We start from the raw sequence: 22,235 nt of genomic DNA, 5'->3' as shown, positions 1-22,235 counted from the left end.
CGAACCCAGCGAGGGTCGCTGACAGGGACCAGTCCTTCCCGAGCGAATACTTCGGGGCGTTCTGCGACGGCCGGGTTGAGGTGCTCACGGTTCTCCCGCTGGTGAGGTGGTGTGCTGGGCTCAGCTCACCATATGGGGAAAATCACAGTGAGGGAAATATGAATGCTGCGTGACTTAATCTGAATTACATATCAGTGTCGGTGGGGCACTGCTCAGGATCGATCACGGTCAACGTGCCGGTGCGCCCCTCGGGGACGGGGAAGCTGCCCGTACCCCAGTGGAAGGCGTACGGATCGTCGCACGAGCGACCGTCGCGCAGCGCGGTCAATACGCGGTGGGCGGCCTCTTCGGGTTCGTGCGGTCCAGAAGTCCACGGCTGATCCGGGGCCAACGGAAGGTTCCAGCCGGCGTTCTCGAAGTATTCGGTGCGGTGGGGCCACTCCTCCGGCGGTAGCTGGTGCGCCGAGCTGACGGCGCATTCGGCGCCGCCTGGGCCGGTGCGGACCCAGGCGGCCGGCGTGTCAGAACCAGCGGGGGCGCCGTCGTATTCGAGGACGAGGAAATCGTTCCACAGGAGGTCGACAATGGCTCCGGCGAACAGCGCCTGGAGTTTCTCCCACTCGGCGGCCGAATGGCATGGTTCCGTGATGTCAACCACACCGATGCCGGCCCGCTCGAGTCTGTGACGGCCCACGGGGACTGGCGTCTCCGGGTTGACGGTGGGGCACATGAATTTCACTCCGAACGCAAGAAAACGGCGGCCGATCAGGGAGAACAATCCTTGAGGATCATTCGCAGCAAGGTGTGCTGCTGATGCTTACGGTAACTATCCACGTGTGCCCGGTCGATACCCCGCGCGATTATGACTCCACTGCCCGCGCACGAATCAGGGTGACAGGAGAGAACGAATGTCGTTGGCGGTGATGGCGGAGGAGAACGCGCGGTCGTCGTCGAGCACCGCGGCGAACAGATCGGCCTTGCGCTGCTTGAGTTCCATGACCTTTTCCTCAATGGTGTTCTCAGCCACCATCCGGTACACCATGACCTTCTTGGACTGTCCGATGCGGTGCGTTCGGTCCACGGCCTGGTTCTCCGTGGCGGGGTTCCACCACGGATCCAACAGGTAGCAATAGTCGGCCTCGGTTAGGTTGATACCGAAGCCACCGGCCTTCAGGCTCACCAGGAACACGGGCGCTCGGCCACTGCGGAACTTGTCGAGTGCTCCCGCGCGATCCCGCGTGGAACCGTCCAGGTAGCTGTACGGGATCTTGGCCTCGTCCAATCGCGCGGCAACCAGTTTCAGGAAGCTCGTGAACTGGCTGAACACCAGCGGGCGGTGGCCCTCGGCCACGATCTGGGGTAGCTGTTCGAACAGTGCGTCGAGTTTGGATGAGGACGCCGTGGACTCCGGATCCACGAGGGCGGGGTCCAGCGCGAGCATGCGCAGCGTGGTCAGCGACTGGAAGATCGTGAACCGGTTCCGGTCGAAGTTCTGCAGCAGACCCAGAATCTTGGCCCGCTCCCGCTGCAGGCGCCGGTCGTAGGCGGTGCGGTGAGCTTGATTCAGACCCACGTGCTGGGTGTGCTCGAGCTTGGGGGGAAGCTGCAGGTCGACGTCGTCCTTGGTGCGGCGGAGCATGAACGGTCGAATTCTCGAGCGCAGCCGTGACAGAACATCGGGGTCCTGTGCGCGTTCAATGGGCGTCTGATAGTGCTCCGTGAACTTCTTCTTGGACGGGAACAGGCCCGGAGCCGTCAGGGAGAACAGGGACCACAACTCGGAGAGGTTGTTCTCCATGGGGGTGCCGGTGATGGCCAGTTTGAACCGGGCGGAGAGATCTTTGACCGCCCGGTAGGCCTTGGTGCGCGGATTCTTGACGAACTGGGCCTCATCCATGATCACGCCGGCCCAGGGGAGGGACTGGTAGAGATCGGCCTCCAGCCGGAGCAGAGTGTAGGAGGTAAGCACAACGTGAGCGCCGCTGGCCGTCTCGGGCAAGTGCTGGCGCGTGGAGTTCATGGTCTCGATGGTCAAAGACGGCGCGAATCGCTTCAGCTCGGACGTCCAGTTGGCCACCACGGACGTGGGCGCCACCACGAGGAAAGGTGGTAGCTCGGGGTCCAGCTCGCGAGCTCGGAGGATCGCGGCAATCGTCTGGACGGTCTTACCCAGGCCCATGTCGTCCGCCAGGATGCCGCCCAGGGAGTGATCCCACAGGAAACTCAGCCAGCGGTAACCCTCGTACTGGTACGGGCGGAGGTTGGCCTGCAGCGACTCGGGCTTCGCGGGCGCGGGGATCTCCTGCAGGTTCGCCAGTGCTCGCACGCCGGTGCGCCACTGGTCGGCCTGCTGGGTGTCGGTGGCGATGTCCTCGAACTGTTCCCACAACCCGGCCTGGTACCGGTTCAGCGACAGCGGCGCGTTCTTGTCCTCCTGGAGCGAGCGGGCCTCGGCGATGAGCTGTTTGAGTCGCAAGAATTCGGGGCGGTCCAACGGGAAGTAGGAACCGTCAGGCATGAGCATGACGTCTTGGCCCACGTCCAGGGCCTGGAAGATGTCCGAAAACGGTACGTAGTGTTCGCCCACCTTGATGGTGACGCCCAGTCCGAACCAGTCACGGTGTTCCGTGGGTGCGGTGGACACGGTGATTTCCGGCGCGCGGGTCACTTCCTGGTACGCGGGGAGCCCGCCACTCTCCTCGATGCGCAGGTCCGGGACCTTACGCAGCAGGGGGAGCCACACCCGGATGAAGCGCAGTGCATCCGCAGCGGCATAGGAGCTGCGCTTGAAGTCCAGGTCCGGGATCCTCCTGTGCACGGCTTGCACCACCGAGGACTCCCAGCGGGACTCGCGGTTCACGGGTTCGTCAGCGAGCGGATTCAGCGGTCGGAACGGCAACCGGATCCGTTCGCGCCCCTTCTGATACTCCCACTCCCACTCCACACGCTCGGTGAGGTCGTCGTGGTGGACGGTCAACACCATTTCCGGGTCGGCCACCTGGGGTAATTCGAGGGAACGGTCCTTGGCGGTGACGTCCATGCTCTGGTGCAATCGCGGGAAGTACCGTTCGAAGAACTCGTCCACCCCGTCCCGTGGAATAGTCAGTTCTTCCGCGCGGTCCAGGAACGATCGTTGCTGTTGATTCAAGCGCGTGGCCAGCGGGACCATGTGCAACGGGAACTGGTTGAGGTCGTCCGCCAGCTCGAGTTCGGGGGGCTGGGCCTCGGGGAAGAACAAACCGTGCCCCGGTTGTCCGATGATCCGGGTCCAGTGCAACGGGACCTCGCTATCGCCCATGACCAGGTGCGGATACAGCTTGAGGGCGCCGTTCTCGTCCGAGCTGACGCTGACCTCGAACCGCCCGGCGGGGCCAACCTGGACCGGTTGGCCGGTGCCCTGGGACACGAGAGGAATGCCGAGTGACTCGGCCCGATTCAGAATGGGCCACAGCAGGGGAGAGGTGTAGCGCTCCATGTGCAACTGATGGCGGTCCACGGCATAGGAACCCCGGTGGGATTCGGAGAGCGCTCGCAGTTCCTCGAACCAGTCGAGCTGGTCCTCGCTGAGCCGCCCCGACCTGGCGTGGTTGGCCAGATTCCCCCAGTCGATGCCGGTGTGGATCCATCCGGAGCGTTGGCCGCGCAGCACCGGCCGGGCGGTCAGGGTGACCGGCACGGCGTTCTGGTCCTGCTGCCAGGCCCGAGGGCCGCGGTGTTGGACACGGGACAGGTTCAGTTCCAGCGCGACCGAGGGGCCGTTCTCCGGGTCCGTCACCACGCGATCGTGGTCGGAGCCGGGGACAATGCGGGACAGTTCGCTACGCCAGTCGGTTGTGAGCCCAGTGGGCCGAGCGCTCGCGAAATGTACGTCACCATCCATGCCAATTACCGTACCGCCCTCGGGCGACACGCAAAGTCCACGTGTGGTGAGGGCGACTGTCACACGGGCGTCCCGCAGCGGCGTCGGAAACCTATAATCAAGACGAACCTGATTTATTTTCACGGCGCCGTAGGGCGCAGACGGAGGATTTGTGGCAGACGCCGCCGGGCTCCACACGGGAGACCACGCCATTGCATCGGGACCCCAAGAAGTTGAGTATCTACGCTGGAACGACGCTGTGGCCAGGGCTTTCTTTGGCACACAGGCATCCGGTGAACTGGTCCACTTGGACCTGGACGACAAAACCCTCGAGAAGATCGGCGCGGAATTCGGCTTGGACGGGCCCTCCGCATTGCGGGCGATGGCCGATTCCGTCACACCATTGCTGGTGGCCGACGGATCTCGCCGTTCCATGTTCGACGCGTTCAACAAGCTAACGGAAGCCTGGTACCGCGCATCGCGGCGTCAGCTCAACGATCTCAACAGGATCGGCCCGCCGCCCGTGGTGGCCCTGCTGGCCCTGTTCTCGCTGGCCGGACGACACATGTCCGCGCTGGCCGCGCGCACGGGAAACAAGTCGGTGTCGGCGTTCTACCTACCGTTGGCCGTGCTTTTGCAGGCCGGTCAGGACAACGCGAAGGCACTCGAAACGGCCGTCCGCAAGGATTCCGAGATGTACTGGGACGCCCTGCGTTACTGGCTGGAACTGTTCGACGGTCAGGTCGGTCTGCCCTCCGCGTACGCCGTGAACCACCGCCCGGTGGGTCTCGCACTGTCGCAGACGATGTTCGGCGAGGCCGAGCTGCGTCAGCTGCACCGCATGTTCGAGGACCTCGAACTGACCACGGCGCAGGGAATGAGCGCGCAGGAGCTGGGCATCTACGTAGACTTTTGGCTCGACATCGCGGACACGGACGTGTCCAAGGGGATGCGCCGGATCTGGTCCAACCCGCTCACCCGCGACGCAGGCCTGCAGGTCGCGCTCGCCCAGTTGGGTGCGTGGGAATCTTCCCGCGACGACGACGCCACCATCGCGGTTGCCACCGAACGGCGAGCGTCTCGTCACCTGGGCCCACGTAGCGTCAGCCTGTCGATGACGGACGGCACGGACTACGTTGGCAACCCGATCTTCGAACTCGGATTCGTGGTGCCCAAGCGTCTGATCTCCGGGCGTGAGGTCGAGCTGGCCACCGAGGCCGGACCCCGCACCATGTTCCTGTCCTACATCGGGGACGCCTACCTGGGGATTTCCGCGTACAACTCGCGGATGTCCAGCGAAACACTGCTCTCCGGTGAGCTTGAGCTCAGCAACGGGGATACCGCCATCACCCGTAACCCGCGGCCGGTCGTGGTGTTCGCCAAGGACGCTTATTCGGACACGTTCATCTCGGTGGACCACATTCCCGCGGCGTGGCCCAGCCGCATCATGGTGCAGAACAAGCCCGAGTGGGTTGAGCAGATCACGGCGATCCTGGACGACTCGGCGTCCCCGGATTACCGCATCGTCGGTCCCGGCGAGAACGGTCTGCCGGAGGACTGGGTCCTGTTCGACGACGTTCAGGTGCTGCGCGCCGGTGATCCCATGCTCACGGTCAACGACAACTTCTCGGGGCTCGTCCCCCGACTGGTGCCGGCCGTAACACTGTCCGGTGGCCTGCGAATCCCGGGTGACGTGGACCGGTTCTCGGCGCTGCGCCCGCCGCAGATCACGGTGACCTCAGATTCGGACGCCCCGTTGTCGTTGGAATGCGAATGGCGCAACCCCCACTCGTTCAAGCTGATGTCCACCAAGCTCTCCGCGCCCAGGGTGCCACCGTTCCAGGTGAGCCTGGAGGGCTCGGACCTGATGCGGGACAACAAGACGCTTAAGCCCAACGATTACACGCTGGTTCTCAAGGCCGGTCGCACGGTGAAACAGCGACTGGAATTCCGGGTCCGTGACAGCTCCTTCTACATCACCCAGCGCTCACTGGGTTACGAGGGCGAAATGGTGCACGTGGCGCAGGAGCCCTTGTGGCCCGTCACGGCCACCACGTTGGACGAACTGCCGGACGAGTACGTGCAGGGTTCTTTCGACAACATGGACTCCGTTGAACTGGATCCCGAGTCGCTGAACGTCGAGGTCCCGGAGGTTGCGGGTTGGCATTCTGCCGAGGGACTCATGTTCCCCGAGCGCAGTAACGAGCTGCCCGCCCCGGAGGGCGCGTCCTGTCTGATCACCGGCAAGCACAAGGTGATTCTGCCGCCCATGGACCCCAAGGCAAAGGCACCGTGGATTTTCGGCCGCTGCCGCCACTGCGGGTTGACCAAGCGCTATCCCGGTCGACTCACCAAGCTCTCCGCCGTGGGTCAGACCGGTTCGGTGGAATCGCTGCAGTTCATCGGCCCCGATTACAGCGACTATCCCGAGTCGTGGGCGCCTCTCAAGGACGCCCTGACGTTCTTGGGTGGTGGCAAGCGGGGCAGTCTGTCGATCATCGCCCGTCAGTCCGAGGATTCCGAGCGGTTCGAGGAATGGTTCGTGGGCCACCTGCAGGCCCTGGGATTCCTGGAGGTCATCCGCGACGGCAACTGGACGGTGCGCCGTTGGCAGGTGTGTTCGCCCGCGCTGACCCAGTTGGTGGACGGCTCCGTTCTGCTCACCGGCGGGTGGCGCGCAGAGCAGGAAGAAACCGTTACTGTGGCGGCTGAGGCCCTCGGTGCCGAGGTCGTGGTGCTCTCGCCGGAGGACCACGCGACCACGCTGCTGCAGGACGTGGACCTGGATGCCCTGCGGGACAACCTCCCCGAGGGTATGTGCGACGTGGTCTACGAGGCCGGACCCATCATGCTCGACACCCTGCCCCCGCTGTCCTCGGTGGTGGATTCCCTGCCGCTGATCGAGATGCAGTACAACGGCGTGGCAGAGCACTTCGTGCCCGAGGATGCCACGTGGCAGGCCACGGAGGACCGCAACCAGGCGGGATTGTTCCGCATCAATCACCACCACCGCACCCGCTACGCCTACCGCACCGAGGCCGACGTCGCTTCGGGCCACGCGCGTCCGGTCTCGTCGGCTCTGGGTAAGCACCTGGCCGCGCGTGATTGCGGGACACCTTTGGTCAGCCACGACTCCGAGCTGCAGTTGCTGTCGGTGCCGATTGGCGCCGAACTGCCCGGACTCTACGCCCGCGCTGCGGTGCTGTGCTCGGGTTTGCTGCCGACCAAGGTGGACGAGGACTTCTCCCTGAACTACGGGGACATCTCCGACGAATTCGCGAGCGCCCTGGTGGCCAAGCTGCTGGCCTAGCCCAAACCACGGAGGATGATTGCGCCGCTCGGCCGGGTAGAAATGCCCGTCCGGGCGGCGCTTTCCGTTTCGAATTCGCTTAGAGTAGTGGCAGCTGTCACCTGATACTGAGTAGTAACAAGACGCCTCGATCCGGGTCGTTCCACGTCCGGCCCACACTTGCGAACATAACTATGAGTGATTCCTCGACCATGCCCTCAGCAAATTCCGGCTCCTCCGCGACCGAGCTCACCGATACTCCACCTGGTGCCCCTCCTCACCACCGAGACAAGATTCCCGTCAACTGGCGCGTCCTGATCGCCTCTGGCGTGCTGATCATTGCGCTGTCCGCGTGGGCCATGCTGGCCCCCGAGCAGGCCGACACCGTGATCGGTGGTGTCGTGGCGTGGGTGGCCAAATACCTCGGCTGGTTCTACATCCTCACCGCAACCCTGGTCATCGTGTTCGTGGTGATCGTGGCCGTGAGCAAACAGGGCAACATCAAGATGGGCCCTGACCACGCGAAACCGCAGTTCAACATGTTCACGTGGACGGCCATGCTGTTCGCGGCGGGTATCGGCGTGGACCTCATGTTCTTCTCCGTGTCCGAACCGGTCAGCCAGTACTACGCCCCACCTGTGGGCGACGGGCAGAACCTGGAGGCCGCACGGCAGGCCGTGGTGTGGACCCTGTTCCACTACGGCATCACCGGTTGGGCCATGTACGCGCTGATGGGCATGGCTTTCGGCTACTTCGCCTACCGGTTCGGTATGCCGCTGAGCATCCGCTCGGCTCTATACCCGCTGATCGGCAAACGCATTCACGGTCTCGCCGGCGACGCCGTGGACACCGCCGCGCTGCTGGGCACCATTTTCGGCGTGGCCACCTCCCTGGGTATCGGTGTGGTGCAGCTGAACTTCGGCCTGCAGTATCTGTTCGGGGTCCCCGAGAACCTCGCGGTGCAAGCAGCCCTGATCGCCTTGGGCGTGCTCATGGCGGTGGCCTCGTGCGTGTCCGGCGTGGACAAGGGCATTCGCCGGTTGTCCGAGCTGAACATCATCCTGGCCATCGGGCTCATGCTGTACGTGTTGATCGCGGGCCGTACGGCGTTCCTGCTGGACGCCATTGTCATGAACATCGGCGACTTCTTGGCGCGCTTCCCGGACATGACACTGAACACCTTCGCGTTCGAGGCGCCCCAGGAATGGCTGAGCGGTTGGACCCTGTTCTTCTGGGCCTGGTGGATCGCGTGGGCGCCGTTCGTCGGTTTGTTCCTGGCGCGCATCTCCCGCGGCCGTACCCTGCGCCAGTTCGTGGTCGGCACCATGACGGTCCCGTTCGCGTTCATCCTGCTGTGGATCTCGATCTTCGGTAACTCCGCGCTGGACCTGGTGGTCGGGGGCGACGCCGTATTCGGTGAGGTGGCCATGAGCACCCCCGAGCGAGCCTTCTATTCGCTGCTTGCCGAGTACCCCGGCGCAACGATCGCGGCCTCCATCGCGACGTTCACCGGTCTGTTGTTCTACGTGACCTCCGCCGACTCCGGCGCGCTGGTCATGAGTAATTTCACCTCCAAGATCGACGACCCGAACCAGGACGGCCCCAAGTGGCTGCGCGTGTTCTGGGCGGTCGGCACCGGCGTGCTCACCCTGGCCATGCTGTTGGTGGGTGGCGTCACCACGTTGCAGAACGCAACCCTGATCATGGGGCTGCCGTTCTCCGTGGTGATGTATTTGATCATGATCGGACTGTGGCGGGCCTTGCGCGTGGAAGCCAGCCGATCGGCGTCGTCCGCGGCGGCCAGTCGATCCGCAGTGGCTGGCCGCACCGGCCGCGAGACGCACTGGCGCTCGCGACTCACCAGGCTGGGCAACTATCCGGGCGGTCGCACCGCGCAACGCTACATCCACGACGTCGCGGCGCCCGCCTTGAAGACCTTGGCCGCCGAAATCCGGGAGACCGGCGCGGAGGTCACGGTCGAATGCACGCAGATCCCGGACAATCCCTCGGTCGACCAAGTCTGCATGCACGTGAATCTGGAACCCGAGCGTGATTTCACGTACCAGGTGTATCCCGTGGCGTTCCCCACGCCCGGCTTCGGCGGCTTCCGAACCAACCCCGATTCGGACCTGTACTACCGACTGGAAGTGTTCACCGCGACCGGTTCACTGGGCTACGACGTGCTGGGATACACCCCGGAGCAGCTCATCAACGACGCCCTGGACGGTTACGAACGCCACCTCGAATTCATCCGGCTCAACCATGAACACCCCGGAAGCACCCAGATTGGTCTGACCACTAGTGAGACCATTACCTGGAGCGAAGACTTCTCTGAACCCAAGGAGGAAACACGATGAGCAACACCCTGTACATCGACGGACAGTGGGTCCCCGCGATCGACGGTGGCACTCGCACCATCACCTGCCCCGCTGACGGCACCGAGGTGGCCGTGGTCGCCGAGGCCACGAGTGAGGACACCGAGCGCGCGATTGCCGCGGCCCGGGCCGCCGCGGACGACGAGCGCTGGGCGAGCGTGCCGGCTCCGGAACGCGGAAGCTTCCTGTTGCGGGTGGCGGCCACCCTGCGCGATCGTTCCGAAGAGTTCTCCCTGGCGGAGTCCAAGGACACGGGCAAGCGAATCGACGAGTCCCGCCAGGACATGTCCGACATCGCGAACTGCTTCGAGTACTTCGGCAAGATTGCAGCGGCGGATGCCGGCCGCATCGTCGATGCCGGTGATCCCGACGTGGTCAGCCGAATCGTTCACGAACCCGTGGGTGTGTGCGGCATGATCACCCCGTGGAACTACCCGCTGCTGCAGGCCGCGTGGAAGATCGCACCGGCGCTGGCCGCCGGCAACACCTTTGTGCTCAAGCCCGCCGAACTGACTCCGCACACCGCGATCCTCATGATGCAGGTGCTCGAGGACCTCGGGCTGCCCGCCGGCGTGGGCAACCTGGTGTTGGGCGCGGGCGCGCAGGCGGGTGCTCCGCTCTCCAGCGATCCTCGCGTGGATCTGGTGTCCTTCACCGGCGGCCTGGTGACCGGTCGCGTGATCGCGGCCGAAGCGGCGTCGACGGTCAAGAACGTGGCTCTGGAGCTGGGCGGCAAGAACCCCAACGTGATCTTCGCGGACGCCGAGTACGACGCCGCGCTGGACAACGCGCTCAACGGCGCGTTCATCCACTCCGGCCAGGTGTGCTCCGCCGGGGCGCGACTGGTGATTGAGGAATCTATCGCGGAGAAGTTCGTGACCGATCTGGTGCGCCGAGCCGAACAGATTCAGCTGGGCGGGCCGTTCGACGAGAAGGCCGAGACCGGCGCGCTGATCTCCGAGGCCCACCGTGACAAGGTGCACGCCTACGTGGAGCGGGCCCGCGAGCAGGGCGCTCGGGTGCGCTGCGGTGGCCAGTTCGCGGAAGGACCTTCGGCGGACGGATCGCTAGACCTCGGCAAGGGCGTGTTCTACCTGCCCACCGTGATCGACCAGTGCACGAGCGAGATGGACTGCGTGTACGACGAGGCCTTCGGCCCCACCGTGACGGTGGAAACCTTCCGTACCGAGGAAGAAGCCATCGAGATCGCCAACGACACCAACTACGGCCTGGCCGGAGCCGTGTGGACCCAGGATGCGGGCCGCGCTCAGCGCGTGGCCGGCAAACTGCGCCACGGAACCGTGTGGATCAACGACTTCGGTCCGTACCTGCCCCAGGCGGAGTGGGGCGGCATGAAGCAGTCCGGTGTGGGCCGCGAACTGGGCTTCCACGGACTGGCCGAGTACCAGGAGACCAAACACATCTACCAGAACACCCGCCCCGCGGTGACCGGCTGGTTCGCCGAGCACTGAGCGGCCCGACTGGACCTCACCGAGCACCGAAGAACGACCGATGGGAGAAACTGTGACCACTACTGAAAACGTGGCTACCTACGATTACGTTGTTGTCGGAGCGGGCTCCGCCGGCGCCGTGATCGCGGCGCGCCTGAGCGAGAACCCGAACGTGAGCGTGGCCCTGCTCGAAGCCGGCGCCCACGATGAGAACGTGCCGGAAGTCCTGACGCTCGACCGCTGGATGGAACTGCTCGAATCCGGCTACGACTGGGATTACCAGATCGAACCGCAGGAGAACGGCAACTCGTACATGCGCCTGGCCCGCGCCAAGGTGCTGGGCGGTTGCTCGTCGCACAACTCGTGCATCGCCTTCTGGGCACCCGCCGAGGACATGGACGAATGGGAGTCCAAGTTCGGGGCCGAGGGCTGGAACGCGGAGACGGCCTTCCGGTTGTACAAGAAACTCGAGAACAATGAGGACCCCGGATCCCACCACGGCCACGACGGGCCCGTGCGGCTGCGCCAGGTCCCCGCCGTGGATCCCTGCGGCGTGGCGGTTCTCGACGCCGCCGAACAGGCCGGGATTCCGCGCGCTGACTTCAACACCGGCAAAACGGTGACCCAGGGCGCGAACTTCTTCCAGATCAACGCGCGCGAGGACGGAACCCGCTCCTCGTCCTCGGTGAGCTACCTGCACCCGATCCGGGACCGTGAAAACCTCACGATCCTGACCGGCACCCAGGCCAAACGAATCGTGGTCGACGAGAACCAGCGAGCCACCGGCGTGGAGGTCACGGACAACGCTTTCGGTCGTGCGCACGTGATCTCGGCCAACCGCGAGGTCGTCGTCTCCGCCGGTGCGATCGACACGCCCAAGCTGCTCATGCTCTCGGGAATCGGTCCGGCCGAGCACCTCACCGAGGTGGGCGTGGACGTGCTGGTGGACTCCCCGGGCGTGGGCTCGCACCTGCAGGATCACCCGGAGGCCGTGATCCAGTGGGAGGCCAAGCAGCCCATGGTCGAGGACTCCACCCAGTGGTGGGAGATCGGCCTGTTCGCCCAGGTGGACGACGGATTGGACCGCCCGGACCTGATGATGCACTACGGCAGCGTGAACTTCGACATGCACACCTACCGCCACGGGTACGCCACGGCGGACAACGCGTTCTGCCTGACCCCCAACGTGACCCACGCTCGTTCCCGCGGCACCGTGCGGCTGCGCACGCGTGACTACCGGGACAAGCCCCGCGTGGATCCCCGGTACTTCACCGACCCGGAGGGTTACGACCTACGGATCATGACCGCGGGTATCCGCAAGGCCCGTGAAATCGTCTCGCAGTCCGGGCTCTCGGAATGGGCCGGTCAGGAGCTGTTCCCGGGTCAGGATGTGCAGACGGACGAGGAGATCGCCGACTACATCAAGCGCACCCACAACACCGTGTACCACCCCGCGGGTTCGTGCCGCATGGGGCCGGTCGAGGATCAGGATTCTCCGCTGGATCCGCAGTTGCGGGTCAAGGGCGTGAGCGGCCTGCGCGTGGCTGATGCTTCGGTGATGCCGGAACTGGTCACCGTGAACCCCAACATCACGGTCTACATGATTGGTGAGCGCGCCGCTGAGCTGATTGCCCAGGAGCAGGAGTCGCCCTCGGACAAGTAGCGGCACCATGACATGAATGAAGCCCGGCACCAGTGCCGGGCTTCATTCATGCGGTCCTGATCAGGCGCTGAGCGCCACCGGTTTCGGTTCCAGTTTGTAGAACGGAATGCCACCGGAGACGTTTGATGCTCCGGGAACGAGTAGCTGCTGGTACTTCTCGCACCATTGGGCGCGGCCGCGGTTGTGGGCGGCTGCGTGGGCCAGGGCGCGAACGTTGCTGCTCATGTATTCGTGGATGTCCCCATTGGACTCCATGAGACGCACCATGTGGTGGTCGGGGTCGATGTCGACGGTGACGTCAACCCATTGTTCTCGAGGGGACTCGGTCTTTGTGCGTAGTTGTTGAATGTTCTTCATCAGTATTGTGCTTTCGTACAGTGAGGTTCTTGCTGCGCCCGCGGTTGCGCCACAGCCGCTTCGTCATCCAAACCACCCCTGAACCAAGGGTTGGCGTGCGCCGGGTTGGAGCCCAGCAGGATCTCGGGTTTTACCCCGATTTCCAGAGCGCATCTCGTGAAGCTGGATTAGAGCGTAGCGGGTTGGGCGCATGACAAACCAGAGGGTGTCTCATAACGTCACCAAAAGTTAATCTACGAATGGATCGTGCACCACGGATCACGGCGCGGTTGTGGACAACCTGCGCGCACGAGATGCCACGGTGCGGGCTTGTGCATAGTGCTCCATGAGCTGGTCACACACGGCGTTCCACGTGCGAGTCTGCACGGTGGTGTAGGCGGTGCGGGAGAAGGCGGCGCGTTTGGCGTTGTCACCCACGAGATCCAGCACGCGATCGCGGAGCATCTCGGTGTCACCGGGCTTGTAGAGCCAGCCGTTGCGGGACGAATCAACCAGGTCCACGGGCCCGCCGCGGCCCACGGCCACGACGGGTACGGCGCTGGCCATGGCTTCCTGGATTGTCTGGCAGAACGTCTCGTGTTCACCGGGGTGCACGAACACGTCCAGGGAGGCCATGGCGGTGGCCAATTCGTCACCGTCCAGGAAACCCACGAAGTACGCATTGGGGAGCAGCATGCGGAGCTTCTCCTTCTCCGGCCCCGAGCCCACGATCACCAGTCGGGTATCGGGCAGCGAATCCAGGACCACGAGATCCTGCACCTGCTTTTCGGGAGCCAAGCGCCCCACGTAACCCACGAGCTTCCGGCCGCCGCCCACCCGTTCGCGCCATTCGTGATCGCGCCGAGCCGGGTTGAAGCGGCGGGTGTCCACGCCGCGTCGCCACATGCGCACGCGTTGCACACCGTGTTCATGCAGCGACGAGATGGACGCCGTGGACGGCGCCAAGGTCACAGTCGAACTGTTGTGCATGTTTCGCACGTGGCTCCACAGCACGTTCTCCAGGACCGGGGCACCGTAGCGGGCCGCGTATCCGGGAACGTCGGTCTGGTAAATGGAGACGCACGGTAAGCCCAGATTCTTGGCGGCCTGGATGGCCTGCCAGCCCAGGACGAAGGGGGAGGCCACGTGCACGACGTCTGGTTGGAAGCGGGTCAGGATGCGCTGCATGCGTGCCACCGTGCAGCTGGCGACCCGGACGTCGGGGTACCCGGCGAGGGGGATGGACGCGATGCGTTGAACTCTGATCCCGTCCATGGAGTCCACGGAGCCCAGGGCTCCGAGTTTTTCGTAGGTCGGTGCGATGACCATGGCTTCGTGACCCTGGGCCCGGAGGTACTCCAGGACTCGAACCACGGAATGCGTCACGCCGTTGATGTGGGGGAGGAACTGTTCGGCAACCACTGCGATTCTCACAATTAATACTGTGGCCGTCGCGGGTCACCGGTTCTTCACGCTAGGGTGACCTGTCGGTGAAGTCTGGGCCAACTCCGGTGGGGACGTGGAAAGATGGAGGTGATGAACTTCCCCACCTTTTCCAACACCCTGTCCAGGGCGCGCGAGCGGCTGCAACGCAACCGCCACGGTGACCCCGAGAGCTCGCCCGCCACATCGCCATCGGCCGACTCCAACCGGAGGGGCCCGGAGGACGGGTTCCCCATGCCCTTGTGGCTGCAGGGAGTCATTGAACTCCTGGCGGTGGCCGCCATCAGCTTGCTGCTCACGGGGTTGCTGATGGCAGCCGTCTGGCTGGCTGGTGGTTTTGATTCCTTGGGCGTCCTGGGCGGCCTTCAACTCGCGGGTCAGGTGTGGTTGGTGGCCCATTGCACGCCGTTGACCATGGCGGCCATCCAGGGCATCGACGTGTCCACCGGCGGCGGCACTCTCACCTTGGTGCCCTTGGGGCTCACGCTGATTCCGTTCGGGCTCGCGGTCATTGCGGGTCGCCGAATCGCGCGCGCGTGTTGGCGGGGGCAGTTCCTCAAACCATTCTTTGCCGGGATGATCACGTACGCGCTCGTCGGGGCGTTGGTGGCCCTGGTGAGCAGCACGGAACACGTCTCCGCGAGCGTGCTGGCGGGCGCGCTGTTCCCGTTGATCCCGGCCGGTCTGGGCACCCTGGTGGGCGGGTGGAGCGTCTCGCGTTCCTTGGCCGCCGTCTTGGGCGCCGACGCCGCATCATGGATCCAGCGCACCAGCCAGTATTCACGCTGGGCCGGTTCCTACGTGTGGGCCGTCGTCCGTGCCGGTTTCCTGTCCGCGGTGGCTGTCATAGCGGCCGCAGCGTTGCTCACCGTGCTGGCGCTGGTGTGGAACTGGGACGGCATCATCGCCGTCTATCAGGAACTGGGTACGGGCGCGGCCGGGGATACCGCTCTGAGCGCCCTGCAGTTCGGGTACCTGCCGAACATGGTCGTGTGGGCTGCGGCGTGGGCCAGCGGCGCGGGTTTCTCCGTGGGGGAGGGGACACTCACCTCACCCTTCGCGAACTCACTGGGTGCGCTACCGCAGTTCCCGCCGTTTGCAGCCCTACCGGAGGGCGATCCGTGGAGCTACGCGTCGGCCGTGGTGGTGCTGCCGGTCCTGGCCGGTGTGCTCGCGGGTTGGTGGTTCCTGCGCGAAGGTGAGAACCACCTGGACGACTGGATGGCCATCCGCTTGCCCATGCGATGGTTCACGTTCATCCTGTCCACGCTGCTGACGGTGGCGTTCATTGCGGCGATCGGCGCGGGTCTTGTGGCGATGTTGGCGTGGCTGTCTCACGGGTCATTGGGCCTGGGAAGGCTCACGGACATCGGCCCCGATCCCTGGCACGTGTTCTTGTGGACCGGCGCCGAGATCACCGCCGGTGGTGCCATCGGGTACGTCCTGGGGCCGTGGCTCGAACGCGAGGGTTACCGGAAGAACCCCTGGAACAGTTCCCTGGAGGATTCATCCGCCAGCGATACGGAAACGGAGGGCCCGGAAGGCCTCGACGGAGAAGCAACGGGATCCGCACGAGACGCCAAACGGGCCGCGAAGGCACAGGCCAAGCAGGCCAAGAAGGCGGAAGCTCGGGAGAAGCGGGCTGCCAAGAAATCAGCGAAACGCAAGGCCGTCCGGCTGGCAGTTCCCGGAGCGGACGATCAGTCGGCGCAGGATCCGGTGCGATCACCGGCTGAGCACCACGCAGGTGCACAGCCCGCATCGCGGGCGGAGCATCGGTCACGAGCCGTGGCGGACGGGACGGACCCAGCGACCGGGCCGAGCGGCGTCGTCGATCGGAACCAGACTGCTCCCTGGGGCGCGAACGGGTCGACCGCGGTGACCGCTCAGGAGGCGGGCGACGCAGACTCGGCCGTGACGGACGGTGACGGCGTGGCCGTGGTCGACGGGGCGTCGGTGGACTCCCGTGATCCGGACGGCGCGGGGGGCTCCGTGGTTGCCGGCGACTCGGACGGCGTGGCGGCCGGCGACGATTCCGCGGGACCGGTCTCCAACTCCGATCCGGAAAGGTGATTCCAGATATTGTCCGTGAGTTGTCGCTGACAGTGACTCGTTGACGAGAGCGTCAGGGCCGAATCCACGCACTCTTGGTACACCTGCGAGGCCGGCCACACGGCGAGCCGCGCGCCTCCTCCGAAAGCATTGAACGCGCCCCACACAATGGCCAGAATGGCCAGGAACGTGATGAAGAACCGCGAGGTGACCTTGCGGGACGTACTCAGGGCCACGATGCCCAGCACCACGCCCGCCAGTGCCATGATCACTCCCACGGCCGTGGACCACACGTGGCCGGTGACGAGTGCGGAGGACAGCAACGCGAGCGCCGCTGCCAGACCGGAAAGCCTCAAACGGGAGGACGCGTGTGCTGTGTCTGGGCTTTCGGAATCCTGCATGATCTCCACTGTAAGGCAGCGACCCGGTCGGGGCGGACCGCGGAAAATCGTTAGCATGATCGGTATGCGACTCGTGGTCATGGTTTCCGGTTCCGGGACAAATTTGCAGGCAATCATCGATGCGCTCCACAAGGGCGACGTGGACGTGGACATCGTCGCGGTCGGCGCGGACAAACCGTGCGTCGGCCTGGAGCGCGCGGAGGCCGCCGGGATCGACACGTTCCTGGTTCCGCTGGCGAATTACCCGGAGCGCGAGCAGTGGAATCGGAGCCTGGAACGAGCCATCGCCAACTACAACCCTGACCGTGTGGTGTTCGCCGGATTCATGCGCATCGTGGACGCCCAACTGGTGGAGCGCTTTGCCGGCAGAATCATCAACACCCACCCCTCGTTGCTGCCTTCGTTCCCGGGCGCCCATGCCGTGCGGGACGCCATGAACTTCGGCGTGAAAGTCACCGGTGCCACCGTGCACGAGGTCGTGGCGGACGTGGATGCCGGTCCTATCCTGGCCCAGGTGGCCGTGCCGGTGCAGTCCGAGGACACCGAGGAGAGCCTGCACGAACGCATCAAGTCCGCCGAACGCGGACTCCTCGTCAACGCCCTTGCGGCGCTGAGCCGTGAAGTTAACTTTGATCTGCCCATCGAGGAGCAGTCGTAGACTTTCTCGTGGCGTCGGCGCCATCCACCCCAACCTCTCCTGGAGTTTTTGTGAATTCGATTCAGCTGGACCGTGTACCCCTCAAACGCGCATTGATCTCCGTGTACGACAAGACCGGTCTGGAGGAATTGGCGCGCGGCCTGCACGAGGCCGGGGTGAGTATCGTCTCGACCGGTTCCACGGCCCAGCGGATCTCCCAGGCGGGTGTGCCCGTCACTGAGGTTTCCGAGGTCACCGGTTTCCAGGAATGCCTGGACGGCCGCGTCAAGACCCTGCACCCGCGTGTGCATGCCGGCATCCTTGCCGATCGCCGCAAGCAGGAGCACACCGACCAGTTGTCGGAGCTCGAGATCGAGCCTTTCGACCTGGTGGTCGTGAACCTCTACCCGTTCGTGGACACCGTGCGTTCCGGCGCTGCCCAGGACGACGTGGTTGAGCAGATCGACATCGGTGGTCCTTCCATGGTGCGCGCGGCGGCCAAGAACCACGCCGCAGTGTCCGTGGTCGTGGATCCCGCGAGTTACCCGGATGTGATCAATGCGGCGCAGGGCGGTGGCTACGACCTCGCCGCGCGTCAGAAGCTCGCGGCCACCGCGTTCGCGCACACCGCCGCCTACGACACCGCGCTGGCCACCTGGACCGCCCAGCAGTTCGAATCGGATTCCACCGCGAACTTCTGGCCGCCCTATGCCGGTCTCGCGTTCCAGCGCGCAGAGTCCCTGCGCTACGGCGAGAACCCCCACCAGAAGGCCGCACTGTACGTCGACGACGCCGCTTCGCCGGGTATCGCACAGGCCGAGCAGCTTCACGGCAAGGCCATGTCCTACAACAACTTTGTCGACGCAGACGCCGCCCTGCGCGCTGCCTACGACTACGACAAGCCCGCCGTGGCCGTGGTCAAGCACAACAACCCGTGCGGCGTGGCCGTTGCGTCCCCCGGGGCCACGGATCCCATTGCTGACGCCCACCGCAAGGCGCACGCGTGTGACCCGCTGTCCGCGTACGGCGGCGTGGTCGCTGCCAACCGCCCCGTGAGCGCCGCAATGGCCGAGACCCTCAAGGGCATTTTCACGGAAGTCGTTGTGGCCCCGAGCTTCGAGCCGGCCGCGCTGGAGATCCTGCAGGCCAAGAAGAACATTCGTTTGCTCGAACTTCCCGAAGGTTTCGGTCGCGATCCGCTTGAATACCGTGCCGTGTCCGGAGGGGCACTGTTCCAGCAGGCCGACCGCCTGGACGCACCCGGTGACGACCCAGCGAACTGGACCCTGGCCGCCGGAGAAGCGGCGGACGAGGAGACTCTGGCGGACCTCGAATTCGCGTGGCGCTCGCTGCGCGCGGTGAAGTCCAACGCCATCCTGCTCGCCCATGACGGCGCGTCCGTTGGGATCGGCATGGGCCAGGTCAACCGCGTGGATTCCTGCAAGCTCGCCGTGGAACGCGCCGACTCGCTCGCCGAGGACGGTGCCCAGCGCGCCCGAGGTGCCGTGGCGGCGTCGGACGCGTTCTTCCCGTTCGCGGACGGGCTGCAGGTGTTGTTGGACGCCGGTGTGCGTGCCGTGGTGCAGCCGGGTGGTTCGATCCGCGACGAAGAGGTGGTCGCAGCCGCCCAGGCTGCCGGTGTGACCATGTACTTCACCGGAGCGCGGCACTTCTTCCACTGAGCCGATTCACGGTAGTAGAGCCCAGGAACGGGCTCTGACGGACCGAGGGCGCGGCACCCGATCCGGGTGCCGCGCCCTCGGCGTCGATCGGCCTCGGGACTAGAAGACCGAGAGGGTATGCAGGTACCGTTCCTGAATGTCCTGCAGCGAACCACCAGCATGGGATGTGCCACCCGTGGCCTCCGAAATCTCCTTCAGGTCCTGCGGAGGCTCACCGTCGGTAATGGCCAGCGTCACGATGTAGACGGGCTTCTCCCGGTCCTGTTCCTGTTTGAGTGTGCGGACCAACTCGTTGAGGTCCTCTGCATCCCCGCGCGTGTCCGTACCGTCACTGATGAGCACCACGGTGTTCACCGCTCCGTCGCGGAAGTTCTTCTGCACCTCCCGGAACGCCGCCAGGGCGGTGGGATACAGCCCGGAGTCGGAGTCCTTCGTGAAGTCGGCGCCGGCCAGAGCGTCCTGGATCATTTGTCGTTGCGGGGATCCGTGCACGTACTCGTCCATGCGACGGATCGGGACCAGCTGCTGGTAGGGCTTGTCCGCGCCGTCGGCGGCCGGGGAGGTCCACAAACCGACCGAATCCCGGGTGGGGATGAACCGCGTTCGAATTACCGTGGAATCCACCGCGGTGCGCCAATACGAACGGTCGGCGTCCGGGTTCTCGCGCCCCATGCTCTCCGAGGCATCCAGCACGTACAACGCGTTGTGGGGAGACGTCTGCCGGGACCACGTGGTCATCAACCGCTGCCACGGCACGTCGTCCTCCACCTGTAGTCGATGGGAGGACGCAGCCGAACGTGCGTCCGGTAGCCGGCGCCCGTCGACTCCGCGCAGGTGGTGCTCCGACAAGACCTCTCTCCCACGCTCCGAGCCCAGGTACGTGGCGATCTCCTGGGCCGCCTGGGCAATCGTTTCATTGCGACGCGCGGCTTCCGAAGGAACCAGTAGGGGGTAGTCGAGCAACCACGCACCCGAGTCGGGAACCAGCGCTCGCACCTGATCACCCTGTGGATGTGTCTCGACGAAGTCCAGGAACCCCTTTTCGGACACCACCACGTTACGGGATTGGCTTACGGACGCCTCGAGCAGATCAATCTCGTTCGAGGTGGAGTGGCCGGATTCACCAGATACGGTGCGAGCGATCATGGCACGGTTCAACTGCTGCTTGGAGACCGTATTGTTCTGCACCTCGGCCACGGCGGAACGTGTAGCCGCGTGCGCCGCACTGTCATTCAAGGGATTGCCCATCACGACCGAGTTGTCGGCAATGACGTCCGTCCAGGTGGTGAAGTCCCTGGTGTGCTCGGGGGCCACGACGACCGGTGAAGACGTCGCCAAGGATTCGGTGTGGACCGTGAATCGATTGGTTTCCGAGGTGGTGGGGAAAACGGCACTCGAGGACGGGATCCATAACCCAGCCGACATGTCCTGGTGGGGTTCGGTGTGGCTGTCGGGATTCTCGCTCTGCTCAGTGGTGTCCAGGACGATGCACGATTCCGGGTCCACGGGCTTGTCCCGCAGGATCTGCGCCATGCTCTGGTCCGTGACGACCGGTACACGCTGGCTACTGTCGCATTCGACCGGCACGGTGGGACTCGTGGACTGTTGAGCGGTGTCGAAGACCACGAAGCCCAGGCCCATGCCACCCAGGAGCAGAATCGCCAACCCACCGGCCACGGCGGTGCGGCCACTACGACGGGTGCGTTCGGCGTCGCGCCGAGCACGGCGAGTGCTCTGGACGTTCATGCTGTCCCCCTCGGCCCATTGATACGACAACCCCATCGATTATTGCCTGTGCGCGTCATGCAGGAAGCTTTGTGTCCTAGTTGGGTAACAAGTGACCACCAAAGTGTGGACAGTTCTCCGAGTGGATGGTGTTCGGGCGTTGGCTACCTTTGAAGCTGAGCACCCGCGGGGTGTTCAGCCGGGGAGGGTGGTCTTGGGCGGACCGTTCGCCGCGGTATCAATATTGCTGCTTTAGGGGGCGCAAGATCTCATGAAAAATCGTTTTGCACGCGCGGGCGCTGCCGTTGTCGTCGCCGCTGGTTTGACCTTCGGTGCGGCCGCACCTGCCCAAGCCTTCTCGTGGTTCGGTCCGGGTTACACCTACCCTTCGCACTCGGAATGGTCGGTTCCCACTTGCCAGGGCACTGGTGAGTTCGGTTCATTCTTCAACCGGAACTTCAACAGCCACATTGGCGACTTGAACAACTTCTCCGCCACGGCGAACGACATCTACTCCAACACGTTCTCCAGCCCCAAGGGTTTCCTGACGAGCGTGGCGTACACAGTGACGCAGCCCATCAACTTCTTGGCGTACCCCACCCTGGACCTCGTGGGCCACGGCCAAGCCACGGCTCAGTCGAGCTGCTGATACCTCAACAATGCGAACGCGTTCAGCGTTCCAGACGAACGGGACCCCGCTTGCTCACGCAAGCGGGGTCCCGTTCGTTGCTGCTAACGGTCTGCTACTGGCCGTTGATCTTCCGGTGTTCGCGGGAGAGTTCCATGTAATGTTCGGCGTTCTGACGGACGGCTGTTCGCTCGTCCTCCGTGAGTTCGCGGCGGACCTTTCCGGGCACACCCGCGACCAACGAGCCGGGCGGAACCCGCGTGCCTTCCAGCACCACGGCGCCGGCCGCAATCAAGCTTCCGGTTCCGATCACTGCACCGTTGAGCACCGTCGCGTTCATTCCCACGAGCACCTCGTCCTCCAGGGTGCAACCGTGCACCACGGCGCCGTGGCCCACGCTCACGCGCTCGCCAATGGTGCAGGGGTGGCCGGGGTCGGAATGGACCGACACGTTGTCCTGGAGATTCGAGTTCGCACCCAGTCTCAGTGGGGAGCGATCACCACGCATCACGGCGCCGTAGAAGACTCCCGCACCATCCCTGACCTCCACATCACCGATCAGGGTGGCGTTGGGGGCAATGAAAGCGGTCTGGGCAACCGTTGGTTCGTGGTTACCGTAGGGGAGGCGGACGTGCGGTCCTGCACCGGTGGATTCACTGTGTGTCATGGCGCACAGTTTATCCACCGGGGGCGT

At 64.8% G+C, this 22,235-nt stretch carries 14 protein-coding genes and 1 riboswitch; of the genes, 8 read left to right on the top strand and 6 right to left on the bottom strand.

Annotation, left to right across the window (positions count from 1 at the left end; all coding sequences use genetic code 11):
- Window positions 1-184 precede the first annotated feature (184 nt).
- Window positions 185-730, bottom strand: coding sequence for a hypothetical protein (locus RF638_RS10015; RefSeq protein ID WP_368841945.1), 546 nt, complete (start codon window positions 728-730; stop codon window positions 185-187).
- Window positions 731-886: 156 nt separating this feature from the next.
- On the bottom strand, window positions 887-3,880 hold the full coding sequence (locus RF638_RS10010) for a DEAD/DEAH box helicase (RefSeq protein ID WP_368841944.1): 2,994 nt from the start codon (window positions 3,878-3,880) through the stop codon (window positions 887-889).
- Between the two features lie 151 nt (window positions 3,881-4,031).
- Here RF638_RS10010 and RF638_RS10005 point away from each other — a divergent pair, with 151 nt between their 5' ends.
- From RF638_RS10005 to RF638_RS09990, 4 genes are all read left to right on the top strand, one after another.
- Window positions 4,032-7,169 (top strand): hypothetical protein, encoded by a 3,138-nt coding sequence (locus tag RF638_RS10005; RefSeq protein WP_368841942.1) that lies wholly within the window; start codon window positions 4,032-4,034, stop codon window positions 7,167-7,169.
- 173 nt (window positions 7,170-7,342) lie between these two features.
- Window positions 7,343-9,505 carry a choline BCCT transporter BetT gene (betT, locus tag RF638_RS10000; RefSeq protein ID WP_095796902.1) on the top strand — a complete coding sequence of 721 codons (2,163 nt, stop codon included), beginning with the start codon at window positions 7,343-7,345 and terminating at the stop codon, window positions 9,503-9,505.
- Entirely contained in the window at window positions 9,502-10,995 is a 1,494-nt protein-coding gene (locus tag RF638_RS09995) for an aldehyde dehydrogenase family protein (protein ID WP_368841940.1), read from the top strand. Before betT ends, RF638_RS09995 begins: the two co-directional genes overlap by 4 nt.
- A gap of 52 nt (window positions 10,996-11,047) precedes the next feature.
- The gene (locus RF638_RS09990; protein WP_254049269.1) at window positions 11,048-12,637 is read left to right on the top strand and encodes a GMC family oxidoreductase; all 1,590 of its coding nucleotides are present in this window, start codon (window positions 11,048-11,050) and stop codon (window positions 12,635-12,637) included.
- A gap of 60 nt (window positions 12,638-12,697) precedes the next feature.
- Here RF638_RS09990 and RF638_RS09985 read toward each other — a convergent pair whose 3' ends face one another.
- Complete coding sequence (locus RF638_RS09985; RefSeq protein ID WP_095796899.1) at window positions 12,698-12,994, bottom strand: hypothetical protein; 297 nt, start codon at window positions 12,992-12,994, stop codon at window positions 12,698-12,700.
- Between the two features lie 20 nt (window positions 12,995-13,014).
- Window positions 13,015-13,156: riboswitch (SAM riboswitch) on the bottom strand.
- A gap of 96 nt (window positions 13,157-13,252) precedes the next feature.
- Window positions 13,253-14,407 carry a glycosyltransferase family 1 protein gene (locus tag RF638_RS09980; RefSeq protein ID WP_259917401.1) on the bottom strand — a complete coding sequence of 385 codons (1,155 nt, stop codon included), beginning with the start codon at window positions 14,405-14,407 and terminating at the stop codon, window positions 13,253-13,255.
- A 102-nt stretch (window positions 14,408-14,509) separates the two neighbouring features.
- On the opposite strand from RF638_RS09980, the gene RF638_RS09975 reads away from it, so the two are divergent.
- From RF638_RS09975 to purH, 3 genes are all read left to right on the top strand, one after another.
- Window positions 14,510-16,489: a DUF6350 family protein gene (locus RF638_RS09975; RefSeq protein WP_368841939.1), complete on the top strand. Its 1,980-nt coding sequence runs from the start codon at window positions 14,510-14,512 to the stop codon at window positions 16,487-16,489.
- Between the two features lie 444 nt (window positions 16,490-16,933).
- On the top strand, window positions 16,934-17,527 hold the full coding sequence (gene purN / locus RF638_RS09970) for a phosphoribosylglycinamide formyltransferase (protein WP_095797002.1): 594 nt from the start codon (window positions 16,934-16,936) through the stop codon (window positions 17,525-17,527).
- A 50-nt stretch (window positions 17,528-17,577) separates the two neighbouring features.
- Complete coding sequence (gene purH / locus RF638_RS09965) at window positions 17,578-19,188, top strand: bifunctional phosphoribosylaminoimidazolecarboxamide formyltransferase/IMP cyclohydrolase (protein WP_368841938.1); 1,611 nt, start codon at window positions 17,578-17,580, stop codon at window positions 19,186-19,188.
- A gap of 99 nt (window positions 19,189-19,287) precedes the next feature.
- Here the strand turns inward: purH and RF638_RS09960 are convergent, their stop codons facing one another.
- Window positions 19,288-20,934, bottom strand: coding sequence for a substrate-binding domain-containing protein (locus tag RF638_RS09960; RefSeq protein WP_368841937.1), 1,647 nt, complete (start codon window positions 20,932-20,934; stop codon window positions 19,288-19,290).
- 250 nt (window positions 20,935-21,184) lie between these two features.
- Here RF638_RS09960 and RF638_RS09955 point away from each other — a divergent pair, with 250 nt between their 5' ends.
- A complete protein-coding gene (locus RF638_RS09955) occupies window positions 21,185-21,562 on the top strand; it encodes a hypothetical protein (protein ID WP_315277296.1) in 378 nt (125 codons plus the stop codon).
- Between the two features lie 94 nt (window positions 21,563-21,656).
- Here RF638_RS09955 and RF638_RS09950 read toward each other — a convergent pair whose 3' ends face one another.
- Window positions 21,657-22,208, bottom strand: coding sequence for a gamma carbonic anhydrase family protein (locus tag RF638_RS09950; RefSeq protein ID WP_095796892.1), 552 nt, complete (start codon window positions 22,206-22,208; stop codon window positions 21,657-21,659).
- Window positions 22,209-22,235: the final 27 nt, after the last annotated feature.

Source organism: Kocuria sp. CPCC 205235, from assembly GCF_040980905.1.
In the GTDB taxonomy this organism is placed as follows: Bacteria; Actinomycetota; Actinomycetes; order Actinomycetales; family Micrococcaceae; genus Kocuria; species Kocuria carniphila.
Note: the sequence above shows the minus strand (reverse complement) of the source record. Positions and strands in the feature narration are given on the sequence as shown.

Bases quoted from the DNA above. Each gene is read 5' to 3' on its own strand.
- RF638_RS09985 (WP_095796899.1), bottom strand. From the start codon at position 12,994: ATGAAGAACATTCAACAACTACGCACAAAGACCGAGTCCCCTCGAGAA.
- RF638_RS09960 (WP_368841937.1), bottom strand. From the start codon at position 20,934: ATGAACGTCCAGAGCACTCGCCGTGCTCGGCGCGACGCCGAACGCACC.
- RF638_RS10010 (WP_368841944.1), bottom strand. From the start codon at position 3,880: ATGGATGGTGACGTACATTTCGCGAGCGCTCGGCCCACTGGGCTCACA.
- RF638_RS09995 (WP_368841940.1), top strand. From the start codon at position 9,502: ATGAGCAACACCCTGTACATCGACGGACAGTGGGTCCCCGCGATCGAC.
- betT (WP_095796902.1), top strand. From the start codon at position 7,343: ATGAGTGATTCCTCGACCATGCCCTCAGCAAATTCCGGCTCCTCCGCG.
- RF638_RS09975 (WP_368841939.1), top strand. From the start codon at position 14,510: ATGAACTTCCCCACCTTTTCCAACACCCTGTCCAGGGCGCGCGAGCGG.
- RF638_RS10015 (WP_368841945.1), bottom strand. From the start codon at position 730: ATGTGCCCCACCGTCAACCCGGAGACGCCAGTCCCCGTGGGCCGTCAC.
- purN (WP_095797002.1), top strand. From the start codon at position 16,934: ATGCGACTCGTGGTCATGGTTTCCGGTTCCGGGACAAATTTGCAGGCA.
- RF638_RS09955 (WP_315277296.1), top strand. From the start codon at position 21,185: ATGAAAAATCGTTTTGCACGCGCGGGCGCTGCCGTTGTCGTCGCCGCT.
- RF638_RS09950 (WP_095796892.1), bottom strand. From the start codon at position 22,208: ATGACACACAGTGAATCCACCGGTGCAGGACCGCACGTCCGCCTCCCC.